The sequence below is a fragment of the Aureimonas sp. AU22 genome (genome assembly GCF_001463745.1).
GTDB lineage: Bacteria > Pseudomonadota > Alphaproteobacteria > Rhizobiales > Rhizobiaceae > Aureimonas.
Window position 1 is genome coordinate 20,842 of record NZ_BBWJ01000047.1, and the last position, 19,138, is coordinate 39,979.

Consider the following 19,138-nt stretch of genomic DNA (forward strand, 5'->3'; position numbering starts at 1 on the left):
CTGGCTACTACCTCATAGAGCCTTCAGTGGATCGATGAGTCAAACGCGCATGCAACCATATGGACGGCAGCTTAGACTTGTCCCGTCTGAATTACCGACAGTCTCCTTTCCACCCAGCCACGCCCTTCGGGGCTGAGGAAGTGGACAACCGGAAGCAGTCCATTCGCATTCGACGCTTCGTTGCCATTCCATTCGGTCGGTGTGCGTTCTGATAGCAGACGTCGTGGGACGAGACCGCCAATGTGCGATTGCTGGAGGCATAGGCGCGATCTCTGACCCAGGGGCATAACCGCCTATCCCAAGGGAGCTTCCGCCGATCGTTCGCGAAGCCCATGCTCGGGACGATCACCTTCTCGCCTGAACGGACGCCGGCTGGGTGAGTTGATGGATCGGAATTGTTCGAATGGACATCGTGACTTACCCGTTGATGGCGCCCATGCTGCCCTCTTCTTTTGCCGAAAGGACGAGGGCCATGCCTCAATTCGTCATCGAGCGAGAAATGCCGGGCGTCGGGAAACTCGGGGCGGGCGACCTTCGAGAAGCGTCGCAGACCTCCTGCAAGGTCCTGCGTGAACTCGGGCCGGACATCCAGTGGGTCAACAGCTACGTCGCCGACGACAAGATTTACTGCATCTACCGCGCGCCGAGCGAAGCCTTGATCCGCCAGCATGCGGAAAAGGCCGGATTTCCTGCAAACACGATCGCCGAGGTTCGTGCGACGATCGACCCGACGACTGCGGAGTGATCTGCAGCGGCAGCGCGTAAGCGCGAACGGGCTTCCGTTCGGTTCCGGCGGTAGAAGACCCGGCTGCCGGCGTTCGTACGGGGGCTGTGTGACAAGAGAGAAACCGTCGACGGGCCTTCCGAAGAGAAGGACCGGGCTATGAGGAGGACGCTTCTTTTTTGCCGCATCGACGGTGTTCGGCCTCCTTGCTGCCACCGCGATCTACATCGGTCGGTCGCAAGTCCCGGACGAGGCCATTCGCACCGCCGTCACGCGTTCCGGACACCTTCTCCAGCGGACCTGGGCGCTTCCGGTCGCCCGGACGTTCGAGCATCGCGCCGACTGGCAGTCGGACGGCTCGCTCTGAGGACCGACGAGCCTTGCCAACGTCCTGCGGTCGCTCGATGAGGAGGCCGACACCGAGAGCGAGCTTCTGGACCGCGTCAATGGTTGCTGGTTCGGCATCGGCCCGCTCGGGCTCACCTTGGACGAGGTGGCGCGCCTTGCAGGTTCGCATTCACGCCGAAAAGTGGAAATGCTGCAGGATCTGACGCCGGAATCCTTCCGGTAGACCCTGAGGGACATGAACGATCCGCGGCGGCGCTACGTCGTGAACGTCGGCCGCGAGCCGATCTTCGGGGCAGGCTGCGGGCCCATCTCGCCGGTGGTGGGCTATCTGGAGGCCCAGGACCTCGTCTTCGTCCTCGACGTGAACGCGAAGTTCGGACCGTGGCTCATCGAGACGCGCCGTCTGTTCGAAGCCATGGACACCCTCGACGGCGGCAAGAAGCGCGGATTGCTGCGGATCGAGCGAGGTCAGCGGTCGGGACGAGCGACGCCCCGCCGCCGAAAGCGGCTTCGGCTTGTCATGCCCGCGCTTCGAGCACCATGTTGAAGGGGCCGGTGAAGGCGCGGCGCACGTGGCGGAAGCCGCCGTCACGGATCACCTCGGTGAGCTTGGTCTCTCCAGCCTGTGCTCCCAACCCCTCGCCCACTTCCTGATCGAGCGAGGTCGGCACGCAGATCATGGTGGAGGCGTTGTAGTAGAGACGTCCGACGGGGTTCATGTTGTCCTTTGGTCTGTCCGCCGAGGCGGGCTCGACGATCATCCATGACCCGTCACTCTTCAGGATCTCGCGCATGTGACGGGCGCAGCCGCGCGGGTCGCCCATGTCGTGCAGGCAGTCGAAGAAGGTGATCAAGTCGAAGTCGCCCTCCTCGATCTCCTTGGCCTTGGCGATCTCGAAGCGTACGCGATCGCCCATGCCGTGGTCCCGTGCATGGCGGCGGGCTTCTGCGATCGAAGGCTCGTGGAAGTCGAAGCCGATGAACTCGCTCGTCGGGAAGGCCTTCGCCATCAGCAGTGTTGAGAACCCGACGCCGCAGCCGACATCGGCGACTTTGCCGCCGGACCGAAGTCTTGCCGTAATGCCGTCGAGGGCGGGAAGCCAGTTCTGGACGATGTTGTTCACATAGCCGGGGCGGAAGAAGGCGCCCGTCGCGCAGAACAGGCAGCCCGCAGAGTCTCCCCAGCGCACGCCGCCGCCGGTGCGCATCGAGTGTTCCACCTTGGGCTCGCCCTCGATCATGGCGGCTACGAGATCGAAGGCGCCGGCGAGATAGACGGGGCTGTCCTCGATCGCAAAGACCATCGCCTGTTCGGGCGACAGCTCGAAATGCTCGCTCTCCGAATCGTAATCGATATAACCGTTCGCCGCCTGCGCCAGGGCCCATTCGCGAACATATCGCGGGGCAAGCCCTCCGGCACGTTCCGCGAGTTCCTCCGCCGTGGCCGCTCCGGTCCTGTGCAGGGTGTCGAACAGACCAAGCCGTATACCGATCCGCACGGTAGGGACGCTGGCCGCCCCTCCGAGATCCGCAAGCATCTTGCCCACGAAGGTGTTCAGCCTGTCCTCGCTGAGCTGTGCCATCGAAGTCACCTCCCGCGGCTTGGGGGCGTCATCCTACCACGACGTCGCCAGTTTTCGGCCGCGCCGGACATACCTTTCTCGGGTGTCCGCATACTCCTATCGAAGGATGTCACAGCCGCGGTCACTGCCTTCCGCATGAGGAGGTCTCACTTTGGATAGTTGACACCTCCGACAGCCGCCCGATGCGTGGCACCGTTCCTTGATAGCGCTGGCGCGGAGCGAACATCCGCACGATCCCCCTGCTTCTGAGGCTCGAACGTTATGTTGACGTCCTCGGACGTCACTCGACGTAGATCGTCGTGACCCAGCCGTTCCGGTAGACGCCCCAGCGCCTGCCCCTAACGCTTCCTCGTCGAAACGGCGCTTCGTCGCCTTGGCGCAGGCAGCGAACCGAACCTCGATCCGCAACGCTTCGCCAGGCTCTCGAGTGACCCGACGCTCTACCGGACGCGCGTCGGAGAGGAGAGGGTGCCGAGCTGCCGCCCGGTCCGGCGAGGCATCGCCGTTGAAGAGGATCTCGACCGACTTTGCCTGCGCATCGCGGACGGTGCAGGCGATGCCGAGATCCAGCGCGGCGACGTAGGCCAGATCAATGGTCAGGCCCAGACTGACCAGGCATCGATCGTCGAGCCGAACGCCCGCCGGAAATCCCGTTGTACGTCGACGTTGCTGGGCCATCGACGAAGGCGTTGGCGTTGGCGTTGGCATGCAGCGTCGGCGCGTAGAACGGGGAATACAGGCCTCGCTGGGCGTCACGCACCATCAGCCGCTAGAACTCGCCAGCGACCGCCGCGATTTCGCGGGGCGTCGCCTAGAACAGTTCGACCCCCGAGGTTCCGCCAGCGCGCCTCGACCGCGAACAGGGCTTCCGCGTGCAGCTTCCGAGCTTGGGCAACGTCCTTCATACCGAGCGTCATCTTCTCAACGGAACGGCCGACGACGGCGATCAGATGGGGGGACATACGTTTGCGTAGCTAGTAAACGCTGGTCTTCGGGTGCTTCCAGGGTCGAGCCATCGTCAGGGCTATCTTGTGTACCACCCGTGTGTACCACCGAGCGATTACGAAAGACTTGATGTGCTGAACACGCCAACGATTACAGCGGGTTGGATGGGTCTTTGGCGGAGAGGGAGGGATTTGAACCCCCGATACCCTTGCGAGTATGCCGCATTTCGAGTGCGGTGCATTCAACCACTCTGCCACCTCTCCGTCCGAGGTCGATCCGGGGATCGATGAAGCATAAGCTCGATAAGCGTGGTCGGCGCCCTGCGGCGCGAGGGCTCTCTAGCAAACCCTCCCCCCTTCCGACAAGGGGCAATCGACGGGCTTGTGACACTTCGAAAACGCCGGCGGGGACGACCGCGTCCCTTGACGTTTCGCCTTGGCGGGGATAGGCAACGCGCGTCGCCCACCCTGTCCTTGCGCCCTTTCGGCTAGGACGGAAGGTTTGCGACGTCGTTCGAAGAAACACAAGAAGACGGCCCGTGACGCTGTTTCGCGTTCGAGAGCCGATCCCAAGAGGCCAATTATGTTCGCAGTGATCAAGACCGGCGGCAAGCAGTATCGCGTCGTCGCCAACGACCAGTTCGAGATCGAGCGCCTTCCGGGTGCCGCCGGCGACAGCGTGTCGTTCTCCGAGGTTCTGATGGTCGGCTCCACGATCGGCGCGCCCTTCGTGGCCGGCGCCACCGTGGTCGGCGAGATCGTCGAGCAGACGCGCGGCCCGAAGGTCATCTCCTTCAAGAAGCGTCGTCGCCAGAACTCCAAGCGCACCCGCGGTCATCGCCAGGATCTGACGCTGATCCGCATCGCCGAGATCCTGACCGACGGTCAGCAGCCGTCCGCCAAGGCCAAGGTCGAGACCCCGGCCGCCGCCGAAGCGTCGGACGCTTCGCCGAAGAAGGCCGCGGAGGCCAAGCCCGCCCCGGAAGCCAGCACCGACGAGGCGGCACCGGCCAAGAAGCCGCGCGCCGCCAAGAAGAAGGCCGAAGGCGAAGGGGCCTGAGATACGACGGGCAGGAGCGTTATCGCTTCCGTCGCGTTCCTTGAAAGATAGTTCCATAGCGCTCGTGCGGTGCCTCGCGGCCCCGGGCGCCCCAGACGATCAGGAGACTGAAACATGGCACACAAAAAAGCTGGCGGTTCCTCCCGCAACGGTCGCGATTCCGAGTCCAAGCGCCTTGGCGTGAAGAAGTTCGGTGGCGAGCAGGTCATTTCGGGCAACATTCTGGTGCGTCAGCGCGGCACGCGCTGGCATCCGGGCGTGAACGTCGGCATCGGCCGCGACCACACCCTGTTCGCGGTCGCCGAGGGCACCGTCCTCTTCCAGAAGAAGGCGCAGGGCCGAACCTACGTGTCCGTCATGCCGAAAGCCGAAGCCGCCGAGTGACCGGTTGCTTGAGAGCGCCGGCGTCCCATCGACCCGGCCTCTGAACGACGAAACCGTCGGACGAGGAATGAGAACCGGGGGGATGGGTCGCCATCTCCCCGTTTTGCATTCCCGGAGGGGTCCGATGACATGCGAAGACAGTTGCCTGGAATCCGATAGCGACGACGAATGTCGGCTGACGACCCGTCGCCTCGTCCTGCGACAGGCTCGGCTCGAGGATGCGCCGGCCATCGCCGCCTTCGCCAACGACCTGCAGGTCGCGCAGATGACGTCGCGCATTCCCCATCCCTACGGGTTGAACGACGCGCGCACGTTCCTCTGCCAGGCGGAGGACGAACTGATCGTCGCCATCACCGCGCAGGGCGACGGCGCCTTTCTCGGCCTGTGCAGCCTCGAGGCGGCCGGTGCGCCGGGGACCGCGGAACTCGGCTACTGGATCGGACGTCCGCATTGGGGCCGCGGCTATGCGACGGAGGCGGCGCAGGCGGCGATCGACTACGGCTTCGCGGTGCTGGAGCTCTCCGCGATCGAGGTCCGCTGCCGGGTCATCAACACGGGCTCGCGTCGAGTGATCCAGAAATGCGGCTTCGGCTATGTCGGGACCGGCATGTCGACGTCGCTCGCCGCCGGCCGGGTGGCCAGCGAGACGTATCGGATGGACCGGCGCACATGGCAGTCGCTGAAGAACTGGTCGACACCCCGATGAGGGCGAGCCGCCTCTCACGAACGGCGCTTGCCGTCATCGTCGTCCTGGCGAGCGGATCGACGTCCATGGCCGACGCGTTCACGCTCCGATCGTTCTTCGCCGGAAGGAGCGTCAGCGTGGGGGAGGTCCGCACGCTCGGGCTGTTCTCCGAGCAGTTCACCGCGCGCTTCGAGGGCAGGTCGTCCGGCGCGGTGATCGACCTCGACGAACGGTTCCGCTTCGAGGACGGCGAGCGACTGCAGCGCTGGCACCTCGAGGAACGCGGCGGCCGGGTGAGCGGCACGGTGCGGACCGAGGACGGCGACGGGAGGCTCCAGGGCCCCTTCCCCGTTTCCGGCACGAGCGGGCCTCAAGGGGCGGTGCTGACCTATCGCGGGATCGCGCCGGGCGGCGGCCGGTTCGCGCTCGACTTCCGCCATGAGATGAGCCCACGCGCCGGCGGCACGGTCGCGAACCGGGTGCGCGTCTCGCGCTTCGGGCTGCCGCTGGCAAGGGCCCGCGTCACCTTCAGCAAGAGCACAGAGGCGCTCGAGCCCCACGTTTCGGACCCTTGAGCCCGAGCGTTCGAGTTCCACCGGCGCACATGAGGCGCTAAACAGACTGCAAGATTCGACGACGACGGCCGAAAAGGCATTCAGGACAGGACGATGAAGTTTCTCGACAAGGTCAAGGTCTATGTGCGCTCGGGCGACGGGGGCGCCGGCGCGGTGTCCTTCCGCCGCGAGAAGTTCATCGAGTTCGGCGGGCCGGACGGTGGCGACGGCGGGCGTGGCGGCGATGTGTTCATCGAGGCCGTCTCCGGCCTCAACACGCTGATCGACTACCGCTACCAGCAACACTACCGCGCCAAGACGGGCATGCATGGCATGGGCCGCAACCGCACCGGCGGCAAGGGCACGGACGTGACGCTGAAGGTGCCGGTCGGCACGCAGGTCTTCGCCGAGGACGAGGAGACGCTGCTCGCCGACCTCACCGAGATCGGCCAGGTGTTCCGCGTCGCGGCCGGTGGCAACGGCGGCTTCGGCAACTGGCAGTTCAAGTCCTCGATCAACCGGGCGCCCTATCGCGCCAACCCGGGCCTCGAAGGCGAGGAGCTGACGATCTGGCTTCAGCTGAAGCTGATCGCCGATGCCGGCGTCGTGGGCCTTCCCAATGCCGGCAAGTCGACGTTCCTCGCGAGCGTCACGGCTGCGCGGCCGAAGATCGCCGACTACCCGTTCACAACGCTTCACCCCAATCTCGGCGTCGCGACGGTGGACGGGCACGAGTTCGTCATCGCCGACATTCCCGGCCTGATCGAGGGTGCGCACGAGGGGGTCGGCATCGGCGATCGCTTCCTCGGCCATGTCGAGCGAACGCGCGTGCTTCTGCATCTCGTGTCGGCCGTCGAAGAGGACGTCGCCACCGCCTACACGACCGTGCGGCGCGAACTGGAACTCTACGACGAGGGCCTGGTCGAGAAGCCCGAGATCGTTGCCCTCAGCCAAGCCGATACGGTGGACGACGAGACCCGTCGCGACAAGCTGGACGCGCTCGCCGAAGCCAGCGGGACCAAGCCGCTCGTGCTCTCGGCCGTGACGCGGCACGGGCTGCCCGACATCCTGCGCCGGTTGCGGCGCGAGATCGACGGGCTCTCGGACGACGCGGCCGAGCAGCAGGCCGAGGACGCCAAACGCTTCGGCGGATCCCTCGCCGAAGAGGACTGGCGCGGATGAGCGACGCGCTGGCTTCGTTTCGTCGGATCGTCGTCAAGATCGGCTCCGCACTGCTGGTCGATCCGGATACGGGGCTGCGCCGCGAGTGGCTGGACACGTTGACGAGCGACGTCGCGCGCCTCCACGCCGAGGGGCGCGAGGTTCTCCTCGTCTCGTCCGGCGCGATCGCACTCGGTCGGTCGATCCTCAAGCTCTCGCGCGGGCCCCTCAAGCTGGAGGAGAGCCAGGCGGCCGCGGCCGTGGGGCAGATCGCGCTCGCCCGCGCCTATAGCGAGGCACTAGGGCGCCACGGGATCGAGGCCGGGCAGATCCTCCTGACCCTCGGCGACACGGAGGAGCGGCGGCGCTATCTCAACGCGCGCGCGACCGTCGGCACGTTGATCGGCTTCGGCGCGGTACCGGTGATCAACGAGAACGACACGGTGGCGACCACCGAGATCCGCTACGGCGACAACGACCGGCTCGCCGCGCGCGTCGCCGCCATGATGTCGGCCGACCTTCTGGTTCTTCTGTCGGACATCGACGGGCTCTACACCGCACCGCCGGCGCAGGACCCGAACGCGGCGCATATTCCGCTGGTGGAGGCGATCACGCCGCAGATCGAGGCGATGGCGGGGGGAGCCGCCTCGCAGTTTTCGCGCGGCGGCATGAAGACCAAGATCGACGCCGGCAAGATCGCGACCGGCGCAGGCGCTGCCATGATCATCACCTCCGGACAGCGGCTCCATCCGCTCGATGCCGTGCGCCGAGGCGAACGCGCGACGTTGTTTCTCGCGGCGGCCGATCCCGTCAAGTCGCGCAAGCGCTGGATCGCCGGCCATCTCAACGCCTCCGGGCGGCTGCATGTGGACGCCGGCGCGGTGCAGGCGCTGCACGCGGGCAAGAGCCTTCTGCCGGCTGGCGTGAAGCGCGTGGACGGCGACTTCCGGCGCGGCGATACGATCCTGGTGCTGGACGAGGCGGGCTCGGAAGTCGCGCGCGGTCTCGTCTCCTACGACGCGAGCGATGCGCGCCTGATCGCAGGGCTGCGGTCGGCCAAGATCGAGGAACGGCTCGGCCAAGGGGTGCGCGCCGCGATGATCCACCGCGACGACCTCGTGGTCGGCCGCAACTGGCAGGATGAAGGGATGCTGCGCGATGCTGGATAAGGTTTCCGACCTCCCCGCTCTGATGGCCGACATTGGCGCGCGCGCCAAGGCGGCCGCCCGCATCCTCGCCCAGACACCGGGCGCGACCAAGGACGCGGCGCTTCGCGCCATGGCCGATGCGGTGGAAGCCGCCGTCCCCGGCATCCTCGCCGCCAACGCCGCGGATGTCGCTCGCGCGACGGTGGCCGGCATGGCGGCGTCCTTCGTGGACCGGCTGACGCTCGACGAGGGACGGATCGCCGCGATCGCCGCGGCGCTCCGCGACATCGCCGCCCTCCCCGATCCGGTCGGCGCGGTGACGGAAGCGTGGACGCGCCCCAACGGGCTGACGATCCGGCGTGTGCGCACCCCCATCGGCACGATCGGCGTGATCTACGAAAGCCGCCCGAACGTCACGGCCGACGCCGGCGCGCTCTGCCTGAAGGCGGGCAATGCGGTGATCCTGCGCGGCGGCTCCGACTCCGCCGAGTCCTCGCGCGCGATCCACGCGGCTCTCGCGAAGGGCCTCGGGGCGGCCGGGCTGCCGGCGGACGCGATCCAGATCGTGCCCGTGTCCGACCGTGCGGCGGTCGGCGAGATGCTGGCGGGTCTTGGCGGCGCGATCGACGTGATCGTGCCGCGCGGCGGCCGCTCGCTGGTGGAGCGGGTGCAGCGCGACGCGCGCGTGCCGGTCTTCGCCCATCTCGAGGGGCTCTGCCACGTCTATGTCGACAAGGCGGCCGCGCTCGACATGGCCGTTGCCGTGACGCTGAACTCCAAGATGCGGCGCACCGGCATCTGCGGCTCGGCCGAGACGCTTTTGGTGGACCGGGACGTCGCCGGAACACACCTCGCCCCGATCCTCGACGCGCTGGTGGCCAACGGTTGCGAGGTGCGCGGCAGCGACGCCGTGCGCGCGATCTACCCGCAGGCAAACGCGGCGAGCAAGGAGGATTTCCGCACCGAGTATCTCGATGCGATCATTTCGGTCGACATCGTCGATGGCGTCGAGGGCGCGATCGCCCACATTGCGCGATTTTCCTCCGGCCACACGGAGGCGATCGTGACGCAGGATGCGGCGGCCGCCGAGCGCTTCTTCAACGCGGTCGATTCGGCGATCCTTCTCCACAACGCCTCCACCCAGTTCGCCGACGGCGGCGAGTTCGGTTTCGGCGGCGAGATCGGCATTGCGACAGGCAAGATGCACGCGCGCGGTCCGGTCGGCGTCGAGCAGTTGACCAGCTTCAACTACCGCGTTTCCGGCACGGGCCAGCTTCGGCCTTGAAGATCGACACGCCGCAGGCGCCGAGCCCCGACGATCTGAGAATGCCCCCGGCGCCCGCCGGTCTGCGGGTCGGCCTTTTCGGCGGTTCGTTCGACCCCCCGCACGAAGGCCATCTCCTTGTCGCCGAGACGGCGCTACGCCGCCTGCGTCTCGACCGGTTGTGGTGGATCGTCAGCCCCGGCAATCCGCTGAAGGCGGGCCGCCCCCCGGCCCCGCTGGCGGAGCGTCTCGCCCTGTGCCGCCGGCTCGCCGAGGACCGGCGCATCGTGGTCACCGCCTTCGAGGCGTCCCACCATATCCGCTACACGGCCGACATGGTGGACCTCGTGCTGACCCACCGGCCGACGGCGCGCTTCGTTTGGGTCATGGGCGCCGACAACCTGGCGACCTTCCACCGCTGGCAGTCCTGGCGCGAGATCGCCGCCCGGCTGCCGCTTGCGGTGGTGGACAGGCCGGGCGCGACGCTCGCACCCCTGTCGTCGCCGGCCGCGCGCGCGCTCGCATCCGGTCGCCTGCCGGAAGCGGACGCACGCCTCCTGCCGGGGCTCGATCCGCCGGCCTGGACCTTTCTGCACGGACGACGCTCCACTCTGTCGTCCACACGCCTACGGGAGACGGCACCCCGCTCGTCTTGAAAGGGTCATCGATCCTTGCCACTTTACTTGAAAGGTGGAAGTGAAGCTCCACCCCAACGCTCGAAAGGAGCAGTTAGCTGATCCCCGCTGCATTGAACGACGACGTCGAAACCCTTGCGCCCGGGCGCGATACGACGCCCACCGCGCGTCCGATGATCGACCTCGTGACCTCGAGCCTGGACGACTCCAAGGCGGAAGAGGTCGTCGCGATCGACCTGAGGACCAAGTCCGCCCTCGCCGACCACATGGTCATCGCGTCCGGCCGGTCGAACCGACACGTCTCCGCCGTCGCCGACCATCTGATCCGCGACCTGAAGGAAGCCGGGCACGGCAATCCCAAGGTCGAAGGCCTGCAGAACGGCGACTGGGTCCTGATCGACGCGGGCGACATCATCGTCCACATCTTCCGTCCCGAGGTCCGCTCCTTCTACAACATCGAGAAGATGTGGAGCATCGTGGATACCGGCGAGGCGGCCGGACGGTGATCCGGCATCGGTTCGCCCGGGCGGTCTGAGGCGTGAAGCTCTGGATCGTCGCGGTCGGTCGCATGAAGGCCGGCCCCGAACAGGAACTGGCTGCGCGATACATCGACCGCCTGCGCAAGAGTGGGGCGCCGCTCGGTCTTGAATGGGGCGGCGTGGTCGAGCTCGCGGAAGCCCGGCAGAGCACGGTGGCGGAGCGCAAGCGCGACGAAGCGGCTCGCATCGAAGCCGCCCTGCCCGGCAACGCCGCATTCCTCGTCCTCGACGAGACCGGTCGCACGCCGAGTTCGCCCGAGTTCTCAGGGGAGATCGCACGGTTTCGCGACGAAGGCACGCGCGACCTCGCCTTCGTGATCGGCGGGCCGGACGGCCTCCTGCCCGAACTGCGCGAGCGCGCCCATAAGGCGGTCGCGTTCGGCCGCCTCACGCTGCCGCACCAGATCGTTCGCATCCTGCTGGCCGAGCAGCTCTACCGCGCGACCACGATCCTGTCCGGCCATCCCTACCACCGGTCGTGACGCATCGCTTCCGGTGCAACGCTGCAACATCGCCATGGAAATTAGCCACTTGGCCGCGGGACGCCGCAACCTCGCCCGTTTCGCCTGCGAGATCGCCAGCACCGACGCGGGCCGATCCCGCATGGTTGATGAAATCTTAAGGTCCTGCCGCTACGGTCTCGGCGATGGAGCGCGTCGCGGGACGAGGATACCGGTTGCACATCAGGTTGGGGGCCATGCGGCGAGGAGCCGGAACGGGCGTGGCGGGGTTGGCGCTCCTCCTCGCGCTGTCGGCCGCCACTGCGGCCCTCTCCGCGCCGGACGGCGCGCGGTCGTCAAAGGACGACACCGTGCCCAGCGCCGCGGCGCTCGCCGCCCGCCAGGCCGGCACCCAGGCGGAACTCGACCGCATCACCTCGGAATTGCGCCGCTCGAAGGAACTGACGCAGCGTCTCGACGCGGAGATGGCCGCCCTCGCGTCGGACCGCGACCGCATCCGCGAGGCGACCATCTCGGCGGCGGCCGAGCAGAAGCGCATCTCTGCCGAGATCACGGCGTCCGAGGGGCGGCTGGAGTCGCTCGTCGGTCAGGAGACGGGGGTCAAGGCCTCGCTTCGCGAGCGGCGCGGTGTCCTCGCCGAAGTGCTGGCCGCGCTGGAGCGCATGGGCCGCGCGCCGCCGCCCGCCCTTCTCGTGAAGCCGGGCGACGCGCTCGGCTCCGTGCGGAGCGCCATTCTCCTCGGCGCGGTGGTGCCGGAGATGCGCAGCGAGACCGAACGCCTCGTGGCGGACCTCACCCGTCTCACCACGATCCGCCAGGCGCTGGAGGGAGAACGCACCCGGCTCGCCGACGCCCGTCGCCAGGGCGAGGAGGAGGCGGCGAGGCTCGAACGCCTGTTCACCGAGAAGCAGAAGCTCGAGGCCGAGGGCCGCGGACGGATCGGCGAGGAAAACCGTCGCGCCGCCGAACTCGCCACGCAGGCGACCACGCTGCAGGACCTGATCGCCTCGCTGGAGACGGAAGCCGAGCGCGCCCGCCAGGACGAGGCCCAGCGGCAACGTATCGCAGCCGAGGCGGAAGCGGAGCGCCAGCGCGTGGCGAGCGAGGCCGCAGAGGCTGCTCCGACCGGGACGGAAGGGCGAATGGCGCACGCGCCGTCCGCCGAGGAGCCGCCCCGCACCTACGACGTTGCCGCGCTGCGCAAGGAAATGACGAAACTGGAGCCCACCGCCCCATTTTCGACATTGAAGAAGAGCCTCGTCACGCCCGTATCCGGGACCCTTGTCCGCGGCTTCGGGCAGAAGGACGATCTCGGGCGGCCGTCGTCGGGAATCCTCCTGGCTGCGCGGGCCGGGGATCTGGTGACGGCGCCAGCGGAAGGCCATATCCTCTATGCGGGACCGTTCCGCTCTTACGGGCAACTCTTGATCCTGAATGCGGGCGGTGGCTATCATATCGTGTTGGCCGGCATGAGCCGGATCGATGTTGCGGTGGGACAGTTCGTCCTCGCCGGAGAGCCCCTGGCGGCAATGGGGGCTCTGCGGATCGCAAGTGCGGCGGAAGCGGACGTGTCGAATGCCGAACCCTCGCTCTACGTGGAATTTCGTAAGGACGGGAAACCGGTCGATCCGAACCCTTGGTGGGCGGATGGATCATCTGGAAGGACGAGGAATGATACGTAAGCTCTCCATTCTCTTCGCGGGAGCGCTTCTGGGTGCCACCGCGATGACGGCCTTCGTCGGACCGCACGCAGGCGTCGCCAATGCAGCCGGGTCGGACACCTATCGCCAGCTCGCCATCTTCGGAGACGTGTTCGAGCGCGTGCGCGCGCAGTACGTCGACGTTCCCGACGACCAGAAGCTGATCGAGACCGCCATCAACGGCATGCTGACCTCGCTCGACCCGCACTCGAGCTACATGAACGCCAAGGAAACGGCGGACATGCGCACGGAGACGCGCGGCGAGTTCGGCGGCCTCGGCATCGAGGTCACGATGGAGAACGAGCTGGTCAAGGTCATCTCGCCCTTCGACGGCACCCCGGCCGACAAGGCCGGCGTCCTGGCGGGCGACATGATCGCCGAGATCAACGGCGAGCAGGTGCGCGGCCTGTCCCTCGCCGAGGCGGTCGAGAAGATGAAGGGCGAGATCGGCACCTCGGTCGATCTGACGATTATCCGCGAAGGGGCGGCCCAGCCCGTGCGGCTCAAGATCGAGCGCGCCGAGATCAAGGTTCCGTCCGTACGCCATACGGTCGAGAACGACGTCGGCTACATCAAGCTCCTGCGCTTCAACGAACAGACCACCTCCGGCATGGAGGAGGCGATCGCCGACATCAAGTCCAAGATCCCGGCCGACAAGCTCAAGGGCTACGTCCTGGACCTGCGCCGCAATCCGGGCGGGCTGCTCGACGAGGCCGTCAGCGTTTCCGACGCCTTCCTCCAGAACGGCGAGATCGTCTCGACCCGCGGCCGCAACGCCGAGGAAACCCGGCGCTACAACGCCCGTTCGGGCGACGACATCGACGGCAAGCCGCTCGTGGTGCTCGTCAACGGTGGTTCGGCCTCGGCGTCGGAGATCGTCGCCGGCGCCCTGCAGGACCAGAAGCGCGGAACGGTCGTCGGCTCGCGCTCCTTCGGCAAGGGTTCCGTCCAGACCATCATCCCGCTGGGCGCCAACGGCGCGCTGCGCCTGACCACGGCCCTCTACTACACGCCGTCCGGCTCCTCGATCCAGGGCCGCGGCATCCGGCCGGACATCGAGGTCGATCAGCCCCTGCCCGAGGAGATCAAGGCGCAGATGGGCCTGAAGGCCGACGAGGACCTCAAGGTGGGCGAAGCGTCGCTGCGCGGCCACATCAAGGGCGCCGAGGAAGACGAAGAGGGCTCCGGCTCGCTCGACTACGTGCCGCCGGAGGCCAAGGACGACCTTCAGCTGCAATACGCCTACGACCTTCTGCGCGGCGTGAAGACCAACGCGGCCTTCCCGCCGAAGCAGGACACAGCCTCGGCGGCCAACTGATCGGCGCCGACGAGATCGGAGGCCCCGGCGGAAACGCCGGGGCCTTTTCGTTTGGCCAAAGCTCCGATCCAGTCTTGCGTCCTATGAAGGACGTATGCGTGAAGAGCTCTACCGCCCCCTCGGCCAGACCCTCGCCCCCGTCGCCGGGCCGCCCCGACGATCGCACGGGGCCCGGGTCGGTGCGGCCTGCGCCTTGGCGCTGGTCGCCGCCGGGTCGGCCTTCACCGCCCTGACGCAACCGGGCTTCGCTCCGACCCCGCCCTCCTCCGTCGAGATTGCCGAAACGGTGGCGGAAAAGGTGGCCGAGCCGACCGTGCGCCAGCCCAACGTCCTGCGCATGGAGCCGGGCGGCGGCTTCACCATCTCCGACGCCGAGGGGCAGCGACCGCTCGTCGACGACGCCAATCCGATGACCGGATCGATCCGCGTTCTGGAGCCCGGCTCGCTGCGCCAGCCGGCAGCCTTTTCCCACCTGCCGGAACAGGCGCTCCTGGAAGCGACGGATTTCGGTCCGCTGCCCGTGCGCGGCACCGACGGGCGTCGCCCCCTCGACGTCTATGCCGGCGCCTCGTCAAGTAACGGGGGCACGCGCATCGCCATCGTGGTCGGCGGTCTCGGCGTCAGCCAGAGCGGCTCGATGCGCGCGGTCGAGGAACTCCCCCCCGGCGTCACCCTGGCCTTCGCGGCCGAGGGCAACAGCCTCGACCGCTGGCTGCAGGCGGGGCGACGCAGCGGTCACGAGATCCTGCTGCAGGCGCCGATGGAGCCCTTCGGCTTTCCCGACGTCTCCGCTGGACCGCATACGCTGCGGGTCGCCGATGCCGCCGCCGGACGGCTCGACGACCTGCACTGGTCGATGGGACGGATCACCAACTATGTCGGCGTCATGAACTACATGGGCGCGCGGCTCAACGCCGACCCGTCCGCGCTGCAGCCCTTCCTGGGCGAGCTTTCGAAGCGCGGTCTCCTCTATCTCGACGACGGCACTTCGCTGCGCTCCGAGGCGCGCGACGTGGCCCTGGCCAACGGCACGCCCTTCGCCTCCGCCGACCTCGTAATCGACGCCGAACGCGAGCCGGACGCCATCGTGCGCCAGCTCGACGTGCTCGAGCGCATCGCACGTGCGAAGGGTACGGCGATCGGTACCGCCAGCGCCTTCGATGCCTCGATCGACGGCATCAAGCGCTGGGTCGCGGAGGCAGCGGCGCGGGGCATCGAGGTCGTTCCGGTGTCGGCGCTGGCCTTCGATCCGGAGGCGCGCAGCTGACCTAGCGGCAGCAAATGACGGTGGCGGCGTTTCTCCGAGGCGGCGAATGCGTTAGCATTTGCGAAAGAACTTCGGAGTCCGCATGTCCACGTCCCACGATTCGCTTCCCTACCGTCCCTGCGTCGGCATCCTGGTGCTGAATGCCGATGGCAAGGTTTTCGTCGGACGCCGCATCGCCGAGCCGAAGGGCGAGATGGACGGTGCCTCGCAGCTCTGGCAGATGCCGCAGGGCGGGATCGACGAAGGCGAGGATGCGCTCGTGGCGGCCAAGCGCGAGCTCTACGAGGAAACGGGCATCCGATCCGTCTCGCTGCTCGGCACCACCGACGGCTGGATCCGCTACGACCTTCCGCCCGAGCTCGTCGGCATCGCCCTGAAGGGGCGCTTTCGCGGCCAGATGCAGAAGTGGTTCGCCTTCCGCTTCGAAGGCGAGGACAGCGAGGTGCAGATCGATCCGCCGCCGGGCGATCACCCGGCCGAGTTCAGCGAGTGGGCCTGGATGTCCATGGACGAGGTTCTGGACCTCATCGTGCCCTTCAAGCGCGGTGTCTACGACGAGGTGATCGCTGCCTTCCGGCACCTGGAAGCCGCACGATGACCAGCGCGGACAAGCGGCGCCTCGTGATCCGCGAGATGGCGCACAGCGAGTTGCTGTTCGTCGAGACGATCCACGCTTCGGCATTTGGCCGCGACGAGGAAGCTCGCCTGCCCCACGCGATCATCTCCGCCGGGCACGACGTGATCTCGGTCGTTGCGGTCGATGGAGACTACTTCGTCGCGCATGCCCTGTTCACGGCCCTGGAGGGCGCCGATCGCGCCCTGGCTTTGGGTCCCGTCGCCGTCGTGCCGGACCGGCAGGGCGAAGGGATCGGTGCGAGACTGGTTCGATTCGGGCTGGATCTTGCTCGCGAGCGCGGCTGGCGCTCCGTCTTCGTGCTTGGAGAGCCCGGCTTCTACGGCCGCCTCGGCTTTCGCGCCCAACTCGCCAAAGGCGCCGTCGTGCCTTGGGCGGGGCCGAACTTTCAGGCCTTGGAGCTTGTGCCCGGCGCCCTCGACGGCTGGTCCGGTGTGCTCGTCTATCCCGAGGCGTTCACCCCCGGCGACGAACAGGACTAGGCGACGAGCCTTCGAAACGAGAAAGGCCCGGATGCTGCTGCACCCGGGCCTTTCGCTGTCAGGGTTCGCCGACGGAGCGCGATCAGAGACCGAGCGCTTCCTTGGCATTGCGAAGATCGGCAAGGCGCCGCTCCGCGCGCGAACGCACGGTGGCATCGGTCGCGTCTGCAACGTCCTCTTCGGTGTTGCGGATCTGCTGATCGAGATCGGCGACGTCGATCTCTTCGACCGGCACCGCATGCTCGGCGAGCAGCGTGAAACCTTCGGGGTTGATGTCGGCGAAACCGCCGTGCACGAAGATGCGGCGCTCGGAGCCGCTCGCGAGCGTCGCGTGCACGACACCGGGCTTCAGCGTGGTCATCAGCGGCGCGTGGCCGGGCATCGCGGTGAAATAGCCTTCGCTGCCGGGAGCGACGACGGCCGACACCTGTTCGGACAGGAGCAGACGCTCCGGAGATACCAGTTCGAACTTGAAGCTCTCAGCCACGATCCGCCTGCCTTGCTCGGCTCCCCAAATGGAGCTCGGCCTGAAGCGCGGTGTCGAAATGTCGAACCGCGATCTCGAATTTGTCGCGGCAGCCGGGATTGCAGAACCCGACCACCCGTTCGCGATAGAGGGTCAACGCGTCGGCCGAGATCGGTTGTCCCGACCATGGGCACGTCGTGTTGACCGCGTCCTCCACCTTGAGGGTTTCGGACGCGTCCATCACCGTCAGGCCTGCGCGGCCATCTTCTGGGCCTTCTCGATCGCCATGTCGATCGAACCGACCATGTAGAAGGCGGCTTCCGGCAGGTGGTCGAACTCGCCCTCGACGAGACCCTTGAACGAGCGGATCGTGTCTTCGAGCGGAACGAGCTGGCCCGGCGCACCGGTGAACACCTCGGCCACGAAGAAGGGCTGGCTGAGGAAGCGCTCGACCTTGCGGGCGCGGGCCACGGTGAGCTTGTCGTCTTCCGACAGCTCGTCCATGCCCAGGATCGCGATGATGTCCTGCAGCGACTTGTACTTCTGCAGGATCTGCTGGACCTGGTTGGCCACCGCATAGTGCTCCTCGCCGACGATCAGCGGCGACAGCATGCGCGAGGTGGAGTCCAGCGGATCGACGGCGGGGTAGATGCCCTTCTCGGAGATCGCGCGGTTGAGAACCGTGCGGGCGTCGAGGTGGGCGAACGAAGTCGCCGGCGCCGGATCGGTCAGATCGTCGGCGGGCACGTAGATCGCCTGAACCGAGGTGATCGAGCCCTTGTGCGTCGTGGTGATGCGCTCCTGCATGGCGCCCATGTCGGTCGCCAGAGTCGGCTGATAGCCCACCGCCGACGGGATACGGCCGAGAAGCGCCGACACCTCGGCACCGGCCTGCGTGAAGCGGAAGATGTTGTCGACGAAGAAGAGCACGTCCTGGCCCTGGTCGCGGAAGTTCTCCGCGATGGTGAGGCCGGTCAGCGCGACGCGGGCGCGGGCGCCCGGGGGCTCGTTCATCTGGCCGTAGACGAGGGCGGCCTTGGAGCCGGCGGTGGAGCCGCCGTTCTCGTGCGGGTCCTTGTTCACGCCGGACTCGATCATCTCGTGGTAGAGATCGTTGCCCTCGCGGGTGCGCTCGCCGACGCCGGCGAAGACGGAGTAGCCGCCGTGCGCCTTCGCGACGTTGTTGATCAGTTCCTGGATCAGAACGGTCTTGCCGACGCCGGCGCCGCCGAACAGGCCGACCTTGCCGCCGCGCGCGTAGGGCGCCAGGAGATCGATGACCTTGATGCCGGTGACGAGGATCTGCGACTCGGGGTTCTGGTCGACATACGGGGGAGCCGGCTGGTGGATGCCGCGCTTGGTCTCGTACTGGATCGGGCCGATCTCGTCGATCGGCTCGCCGATGACGTTCATGATGCGGCCGAGCGTGCCGTCGCCGACCGGAACCTGGATCGGGGTGCCGGTGTCGGTGACGAGCTGGCCTCGCACGAGGCCCTCGGTGAGGTCCATCGCGATGGTGCGCACGGTGTTCTCGCCGAGGTGCTGGGCGACCTCGAGCACGAGCCGGTTGCCGTTGTTGTCGGTCTCCAGCGCGTTCAGGATCTCCGGCAGGTGATCGTCGAACTGCACGTCGACGACGGCGCCGATGACCTGCGAGACCCGGCCGCGGCGGCCGTTCATATCCAGAGTGTCAGCCATGCGAGTGTCCTCTCGAAAGTGTCCGGCGCGTCCGGCGGCCCCGCCTCTCAACGCCCATCATGTCGTCCTGTGGCGCGCCGCCC

The 19,138-nt window shown here is 67.4% G+C and carries 22 protein-coding genes and 1 tRNA gene; 18 read left to right on the forward strand and 5 right to left on the reverse strand.

The genetic code is table 11. The features are described from left to right. Positions 1-403: 403 nt before the first annotated feature. The 3 genes from AUL34_RS17520 (at position 404) to AUL34_RS22910 (ending at position 1,619) form a co-directional block, all read left to right on the forward strand. Positions 404-745 carry a DUF4242 domain-containing protein gene (locus AUL34_RS17520; protein WP_244492625.1) on the forward strand — a complete coding sequence of 114 codons (342 nt, stop codon included), beginning with the start codon at positions 404-406 and terminating at the stop codon, positions 743-745. A gap of 172 nt (positions 746-917) precedes the next feature. Continuing rightward, positions 918-1,091 carry a hypothetical protein gene (locus AUL34_RS22905; RefSeq protein ID WP_244492626.1) on the forward strand — a complete coding sequence of 58 codons (174 nt, stop codon included), beginning with the start codon at positions 918-920 and terminating at the stop codon, positions 1,089-1,091. A 216-nt stretch (positions 1,092-1,307) separates the two neighbouring features. Then, on the forward strand, positions 1,308-1,619 hold the full coding sequence (locus AUL34_RS22910) for a phytochelatin synthase family protein (protein ID WP_244492627.1): 312 nt from the start codon (positions 1,308-1,310) through the stop codon (positions 1,617-1,619). On the opposite strand, the gene AUL34_RS17530 is transcribed toward AUL34_RS22910, so the two are convergent. Together AUL34_RS17530 and AUL34_RS17535 are read right to left on the reverse strand one after the other, a co-directional pair. Beyond that, positions 1,591-2,655, reverse strand: coding sequence for a class I SAM-dependent methyltransferase (locus AUL34_RS17530; RefSeq protein WP_061936559.1), 1,065 nt, complete (start codon positions 2,653-2,655; stop codon positions 1,591-1,593). The two genes, AUL34_RS22910 and AUL34_RS17530, sit on opposite strands and share 29 nt — an antisense overlap. 1,118 nt (positions 2,656-3,773) lie before the next feature. After that, positions 3,774-3,863 (reverse strand) — tRNA-Ser (locus tag AUL34_RS17535). Between the two features lie 319 nt (positions 3,864-4,182). Here AUL34_RS17535 and rplU point away from each other — a divergent pair. From rplU to AUL34_RS17610, 15 genes are all read left to right on the forward strand, one after another. Continuing rightward, entirely contained in the window at positions 4,183-4,659 is a 477-nt protein-coding gene (rplU, locus tag AUL34_RS17540; protein ID WP_061936562.1) for a 50S ribosomal protein L21, read from the forward strand. Positions 4,660-4,773: 114 nt separating this feature from the next. After that, positions 4,774-5,043 (forward strand): 50S ribosomal protein L27, encoded by a 270-nt coding sequence (rpmA, locus tag AUL34_RS17545; RefSeq protein WP_061936565.1) that lies wholly within the window; start codon positions 4,774-4,776, stop codon positions 5,041-5,043. 124 nt (positions 5,044-5,167) lie between these two features. Next, positions 5,168-5,749: a GNAT family N-acetyltransferase gene (locus tag AUL34_RS17550; protein ID WP_061936568.1), complete on the forward strand. Its 582-nt coding sequence runs from the start codon at positions 5,168-5,170 to the stop codon at positions 5,747-5,749. Beyond that, positions 5,713-6,303 (forward strand): DUF3833 family protein, encoded by a 591-nt coding sequence (locus tag AUL34_RS17555; protein WP_192845779.1) that lies wholly within the window; start codon positions 5,713-5,715, stop codon positions 6,301-6,303. Before AUL34_RS17550 ends, AUL34_RS17555 begins: the two co-directional genes overlap by 37 nt. 93 nt (positions 6,304-6,396) lie before the next feature. Continuing rightward, on the forward strand, positions 6,397-7,464 hold the full coding sequence (obgE, locus tag AUL34_RS17560) for a GTPase ObgE (RefSeq protein ID WP_061936573.1): 1,068 nt from the start codon (positions 6,397-6,399) through the stop codon (positions 7,462-7,464). Beyond that, complete coding sequence (gene proB / locus AUL34_RS17565) at positions 7,461-8,612, forward strand: glutamate 5-kinase (RefSeq protein WP_061936576.1); 1,152 nt, start codon at positions 7,461-7,463, stop codon at positions 8,610-8,612. The genes obgE and proB overlap by 4 nt, the downstream gene beginning before the upstream one ends. Continuing rightward, positions 8,602-9,876: a glutamate-5-semialdehyde dehydrogenase gene (locus AUL34_RS17570; RefSeq protein ID WP_061936581.1), complete on the forward strand. Its 1,275-nt coding sequence runs from the start codon at positions 8,602-8,604 to the stop codon at positions 9,874-9,876. Before proB ends, AUL34_RS17570 begins: the two co-directional genes overlap by 11 nt. Before the next feature lie 41 nt (positions 9,877-9,917). Further along, on the forward strand, positions 9,918-10,511 hold the full coding sequence (locus AUL34_RS17575) for a nicotinate-nucleotide adenylyltransferase (protein WP_061936798.1): 594 nt from the start codon (positions 9,918-9,920) through the stop codon (positions 10,509-10,511). Positions 10,512-10,663: 152 nt separating this feature from the next. Then, entirely contained in the window at positions 10,664-10,996 is a 333-nt protein-coding gene (rsfS, locus tag AUL34_RS17580; protein ID WP_061936801.1) for a ribosome silencing factor, read from the forward strand. Between the two features lie 32 nt (positions 10,997-11,028). Next, complete coding sequence (gene rlmH / locus AUL34_RS17585; RefSeq protein ID WP_061936585.1) at positions 11,029-11,511, forward strand: 23S rRNA (pseudouridine(1915)-N(3))-methyltransferase RlmH; 483 nt, start codon at positions 11,029-11,031, stop codon at positions 11,509-11,511. Between the two features lie 215 nt (positions 11,512-11,726). Continuing rightward, on the forward strand, positions 11,727-13,172 hold the full coding sequence (locus tag AUL34_RS17590) for a murein hydrolase activator EnvC (protein ID WP_156420980.1): 1,446 nt from the start codon (positions 11,727-11,729) through the stop codon (positions 13,170-13,172). Continuing rightward, positions 13,162-14,508 (forward strand): S41 family peptidase, encoded by a 1,347-nt coding sequence (locus AUL34_RS17595; RefSeq protein WP_061936591.1) that lies wholly within the window; start codon positions 13,162-13,164, stop codon positions 14,506-14,508. Before AUL34_RS17590 ends, AUL34_RS17595 begins: the two co-directional genes overlap by 11 nt. 94 nt (positions 14,509-14,602) lie before the next feature. Continuing rightward, entirely contained in the window at positions 14,603-15,775 is a 1,173-nt protein-coding gene (locus AUL34_RS17600; RefSeq protein WP_061936594.1) for a divergent polysaccharide deacetylase family protein, read from the forward strand. Between the two features lie 82 nt (positions 15,776-15,857). Then, the gene (locus AUL34_RS17605; RefSeq protein ID WP_061936597.1) at positions 15,858-16,373 is read left to right on the forward strand and encodes an RNA pyrophosphohydrolase; all 516 of its coding nucleotides are present in this window, start codon (positions 15,858-15,860) and stop codon (positions 16,371-16,373) included. Further along, positions 16,370-16,891: a GNAT family N-acetyltransferase gene (locus AUL34_RS17610; RefSeq protein WP_061936600.1), complete on the forward strand. Its 522-nt coding sequence runs from the start codon at positions 16,370-16,372 to the stop codon at positions 16,889-16,891. Before AUL34_RS17605 ends, AUL34_RS17610 begins: the two co-directional genes overlap by 4 nt. Before the next feature lie 82 nt (positions 16,892-16,973). Here AUL34_RS17610 and AUL34_RS17615 read toward each other — a convergent pair whose 3' ends face one another. Genes AUL34_RS17615 through atpD form a run of 3 tightly spaced genes read right to left on the reverse strand, consistent with a single transcriptional unit; the run spans position 16,974 to position 19,055 of the window. Next, the gene (locus AUL34_RS17615) at positions 16,974-17,378 is read right to left on the reverse strand and encodes a F0F1 ATP synthase subunit epsilon (protein ID WP_061936604.1); all 405 of its coding nucleotides are present in this window, start codon (positions 17,376-17,378) and stop codon (positions 16,974-16,976) included. Further along, positions 17,371-17,598, reverse strand: a complete 228-nt coding sequence (locus tag AUL34_RS17620; RefSeq protein WP_061936607.1) for a hypothetical protein — start codon at positions 17,596-17,598, stop codon at positions 17,371-17,373. Before AUL34_RS17620 ends, AUL34_RS17615 begins: the two co-directional genes overlap by 8 nt. A gap of 5 nt (positions 17,599-17,603) precedes the next feature. Then, positions 17,604-19,055, reverse strand: coding sequence for a F0F1 ATP synthase subunit beta (gene atpD, locus AUL34_RS17625; RefSeq protein ID WP_061936611.1), 1,452 nt, complete (start codon positions 19,053-19,055; stop codon positions 17,604-17,606). Positions 19,056-19,138: the final 83 nt, after the last annotated feature.

What these genes read in the sequence shown, in the direction of transcription:
- AUL34_RS22910 (WP_244492627.1), top strand. Translation starts at nt 1,308, where the DNA reads ATGAACGATCCGCGGCGGCGCTACGTCGTGAACGTCGGCCGCGAGCCG.
- AUL34_RS17620 (WP_061936607.1), bottom strand. Translation starts at nt 17,598, where the DNA reads ATGGACGCGTCCGAAACCCTCAAGGTGGAGGACGCGGTCAACACGACG.
- AUL34_RS17605 (WP_061936597.1), top strand. Translation starts at nt 15,858, where the DNA reads ATGTCCACGTCCCACGATTCGCTTCCCTACCGTCCCTGCGTCGGCATC.
- AUL34_RS17590 (WP_156420980.1), top strand. Translation starts at nt 11,727, where the DNA reads ATGCGGCGAGGAGCCGGAACGGGCGTGGCGGGGTTGGCGCTCCTCCTC.
- AUL34_RS17610 (WP_061936600.1), top strand. Translation starts at nt 16,370, where the DNA reads ATGACCAGCGCGGACAAGCGGCGCCTCGTGATCCGCGAGATGGCGCAC.
- AUL34_RS17530 (WP_061936559.1), bottom strand. Translation starts at nt 2,655, where the DNA reads ATGGCACAGCTCAGCGAGGACAGGCTGAACACCTTCGTGGGCAAGATG.
- AUL34_RS17600 (WP_061936594.1), top strand. Translation starts at nt 14,603, where the DNA reads ATGCGTGAAGAGCTCTACCGCCCCCTCGGCCAGACCCTCGCCCCCGTC.
- AUL34_RS17570 (WP_061936581.1), top strand. Translation starts at nt 8,602, where the DNA reads ATGCTGGATAAGGTTTCCGACCTCCCCGCTCTGATGGCCGACATTGGC.
- obgE (WP_061936573.1), top strand. Translation starts at nt 6,397, where the DNA reads ATGAAGTTTCTCGACAAGGTCAAGGTCTATGTGCGCTCGGGCGACGGG.
- rsfS (WP_061936801.1), top strand. Translation starts at nt 10,664, where the DNA reads ATGATCGACCTCGTGACCTCGAGCCTGGACGACTCCAAGGCGGAAGAG.
- atpD (WP_061936611.1), bottom strand. Translation starts at nt 19,055, where the DNA reads ATGGCTGACACTCTGGATATGAACGGCCGCCGCGGCCGGGTCTCGCAG.
- AUL34_RS17595 (WP_061936591.1), top strand. Translation starts at nt 13,162, where the DNA reads ATGATACGTAAGCTCTCCATTCTCTTCGCGGGAGCGCTTCTGGGTGCC.
- AUL34_RS17520 (WP_244492625.1), top strand. Translation starts at nt 404, where the DNA reads ATGGACATCGTGACTTACCCGTTGATGGCGCCCATGCTGCCCTCTTCT.
- rpmA (WP_061936565.1), top strand. Translation starts at nt 4,774, where the DNA reads ATGGCACACAAAAAAGCTGGCGGTTCCTCCCGCAACGGTCGCGATTCC.
- AUL34_RS17555 (WP_192845779.1), top strand. Translation starts at nt 5,713, where the DNA reads ATGGCAGTCGCTGAAGAACTGGTCGACACCCCGATGAGGGCGAGCCGC.
- AUL34_RS17550 (WP_061936568.1), top strand. Translation starts at nt 5,168, where the DNA reads ATGACATGCGAAGACAGTTGCCTGGAATCCGATAGCGACGACGAATGT.
- proB (WP_061936576.1), top strand. Translation starts at nt 7,461, where the DNA reads ATGAGCGACGCGCTGGCTTCGTTTCGTCGGATCGTCGTCAAGATCGGC.
- AUL34_RS17575 (WP_061936798.1), top strand. Translation starts at nt 9,918, where the DNA reads ATGCCCCCGGCGCCCGCCGGTCTGCGGGTCGGCCTTTTCGGCGGTTCG.
- rplU (WP_061936562.1), top strand. Translation starts at nt 4,183, where the DNA reads ATGTTCGCAGTGATCAAGACCGGCGGCAAGCAGTATCGCGTCGTCGCC.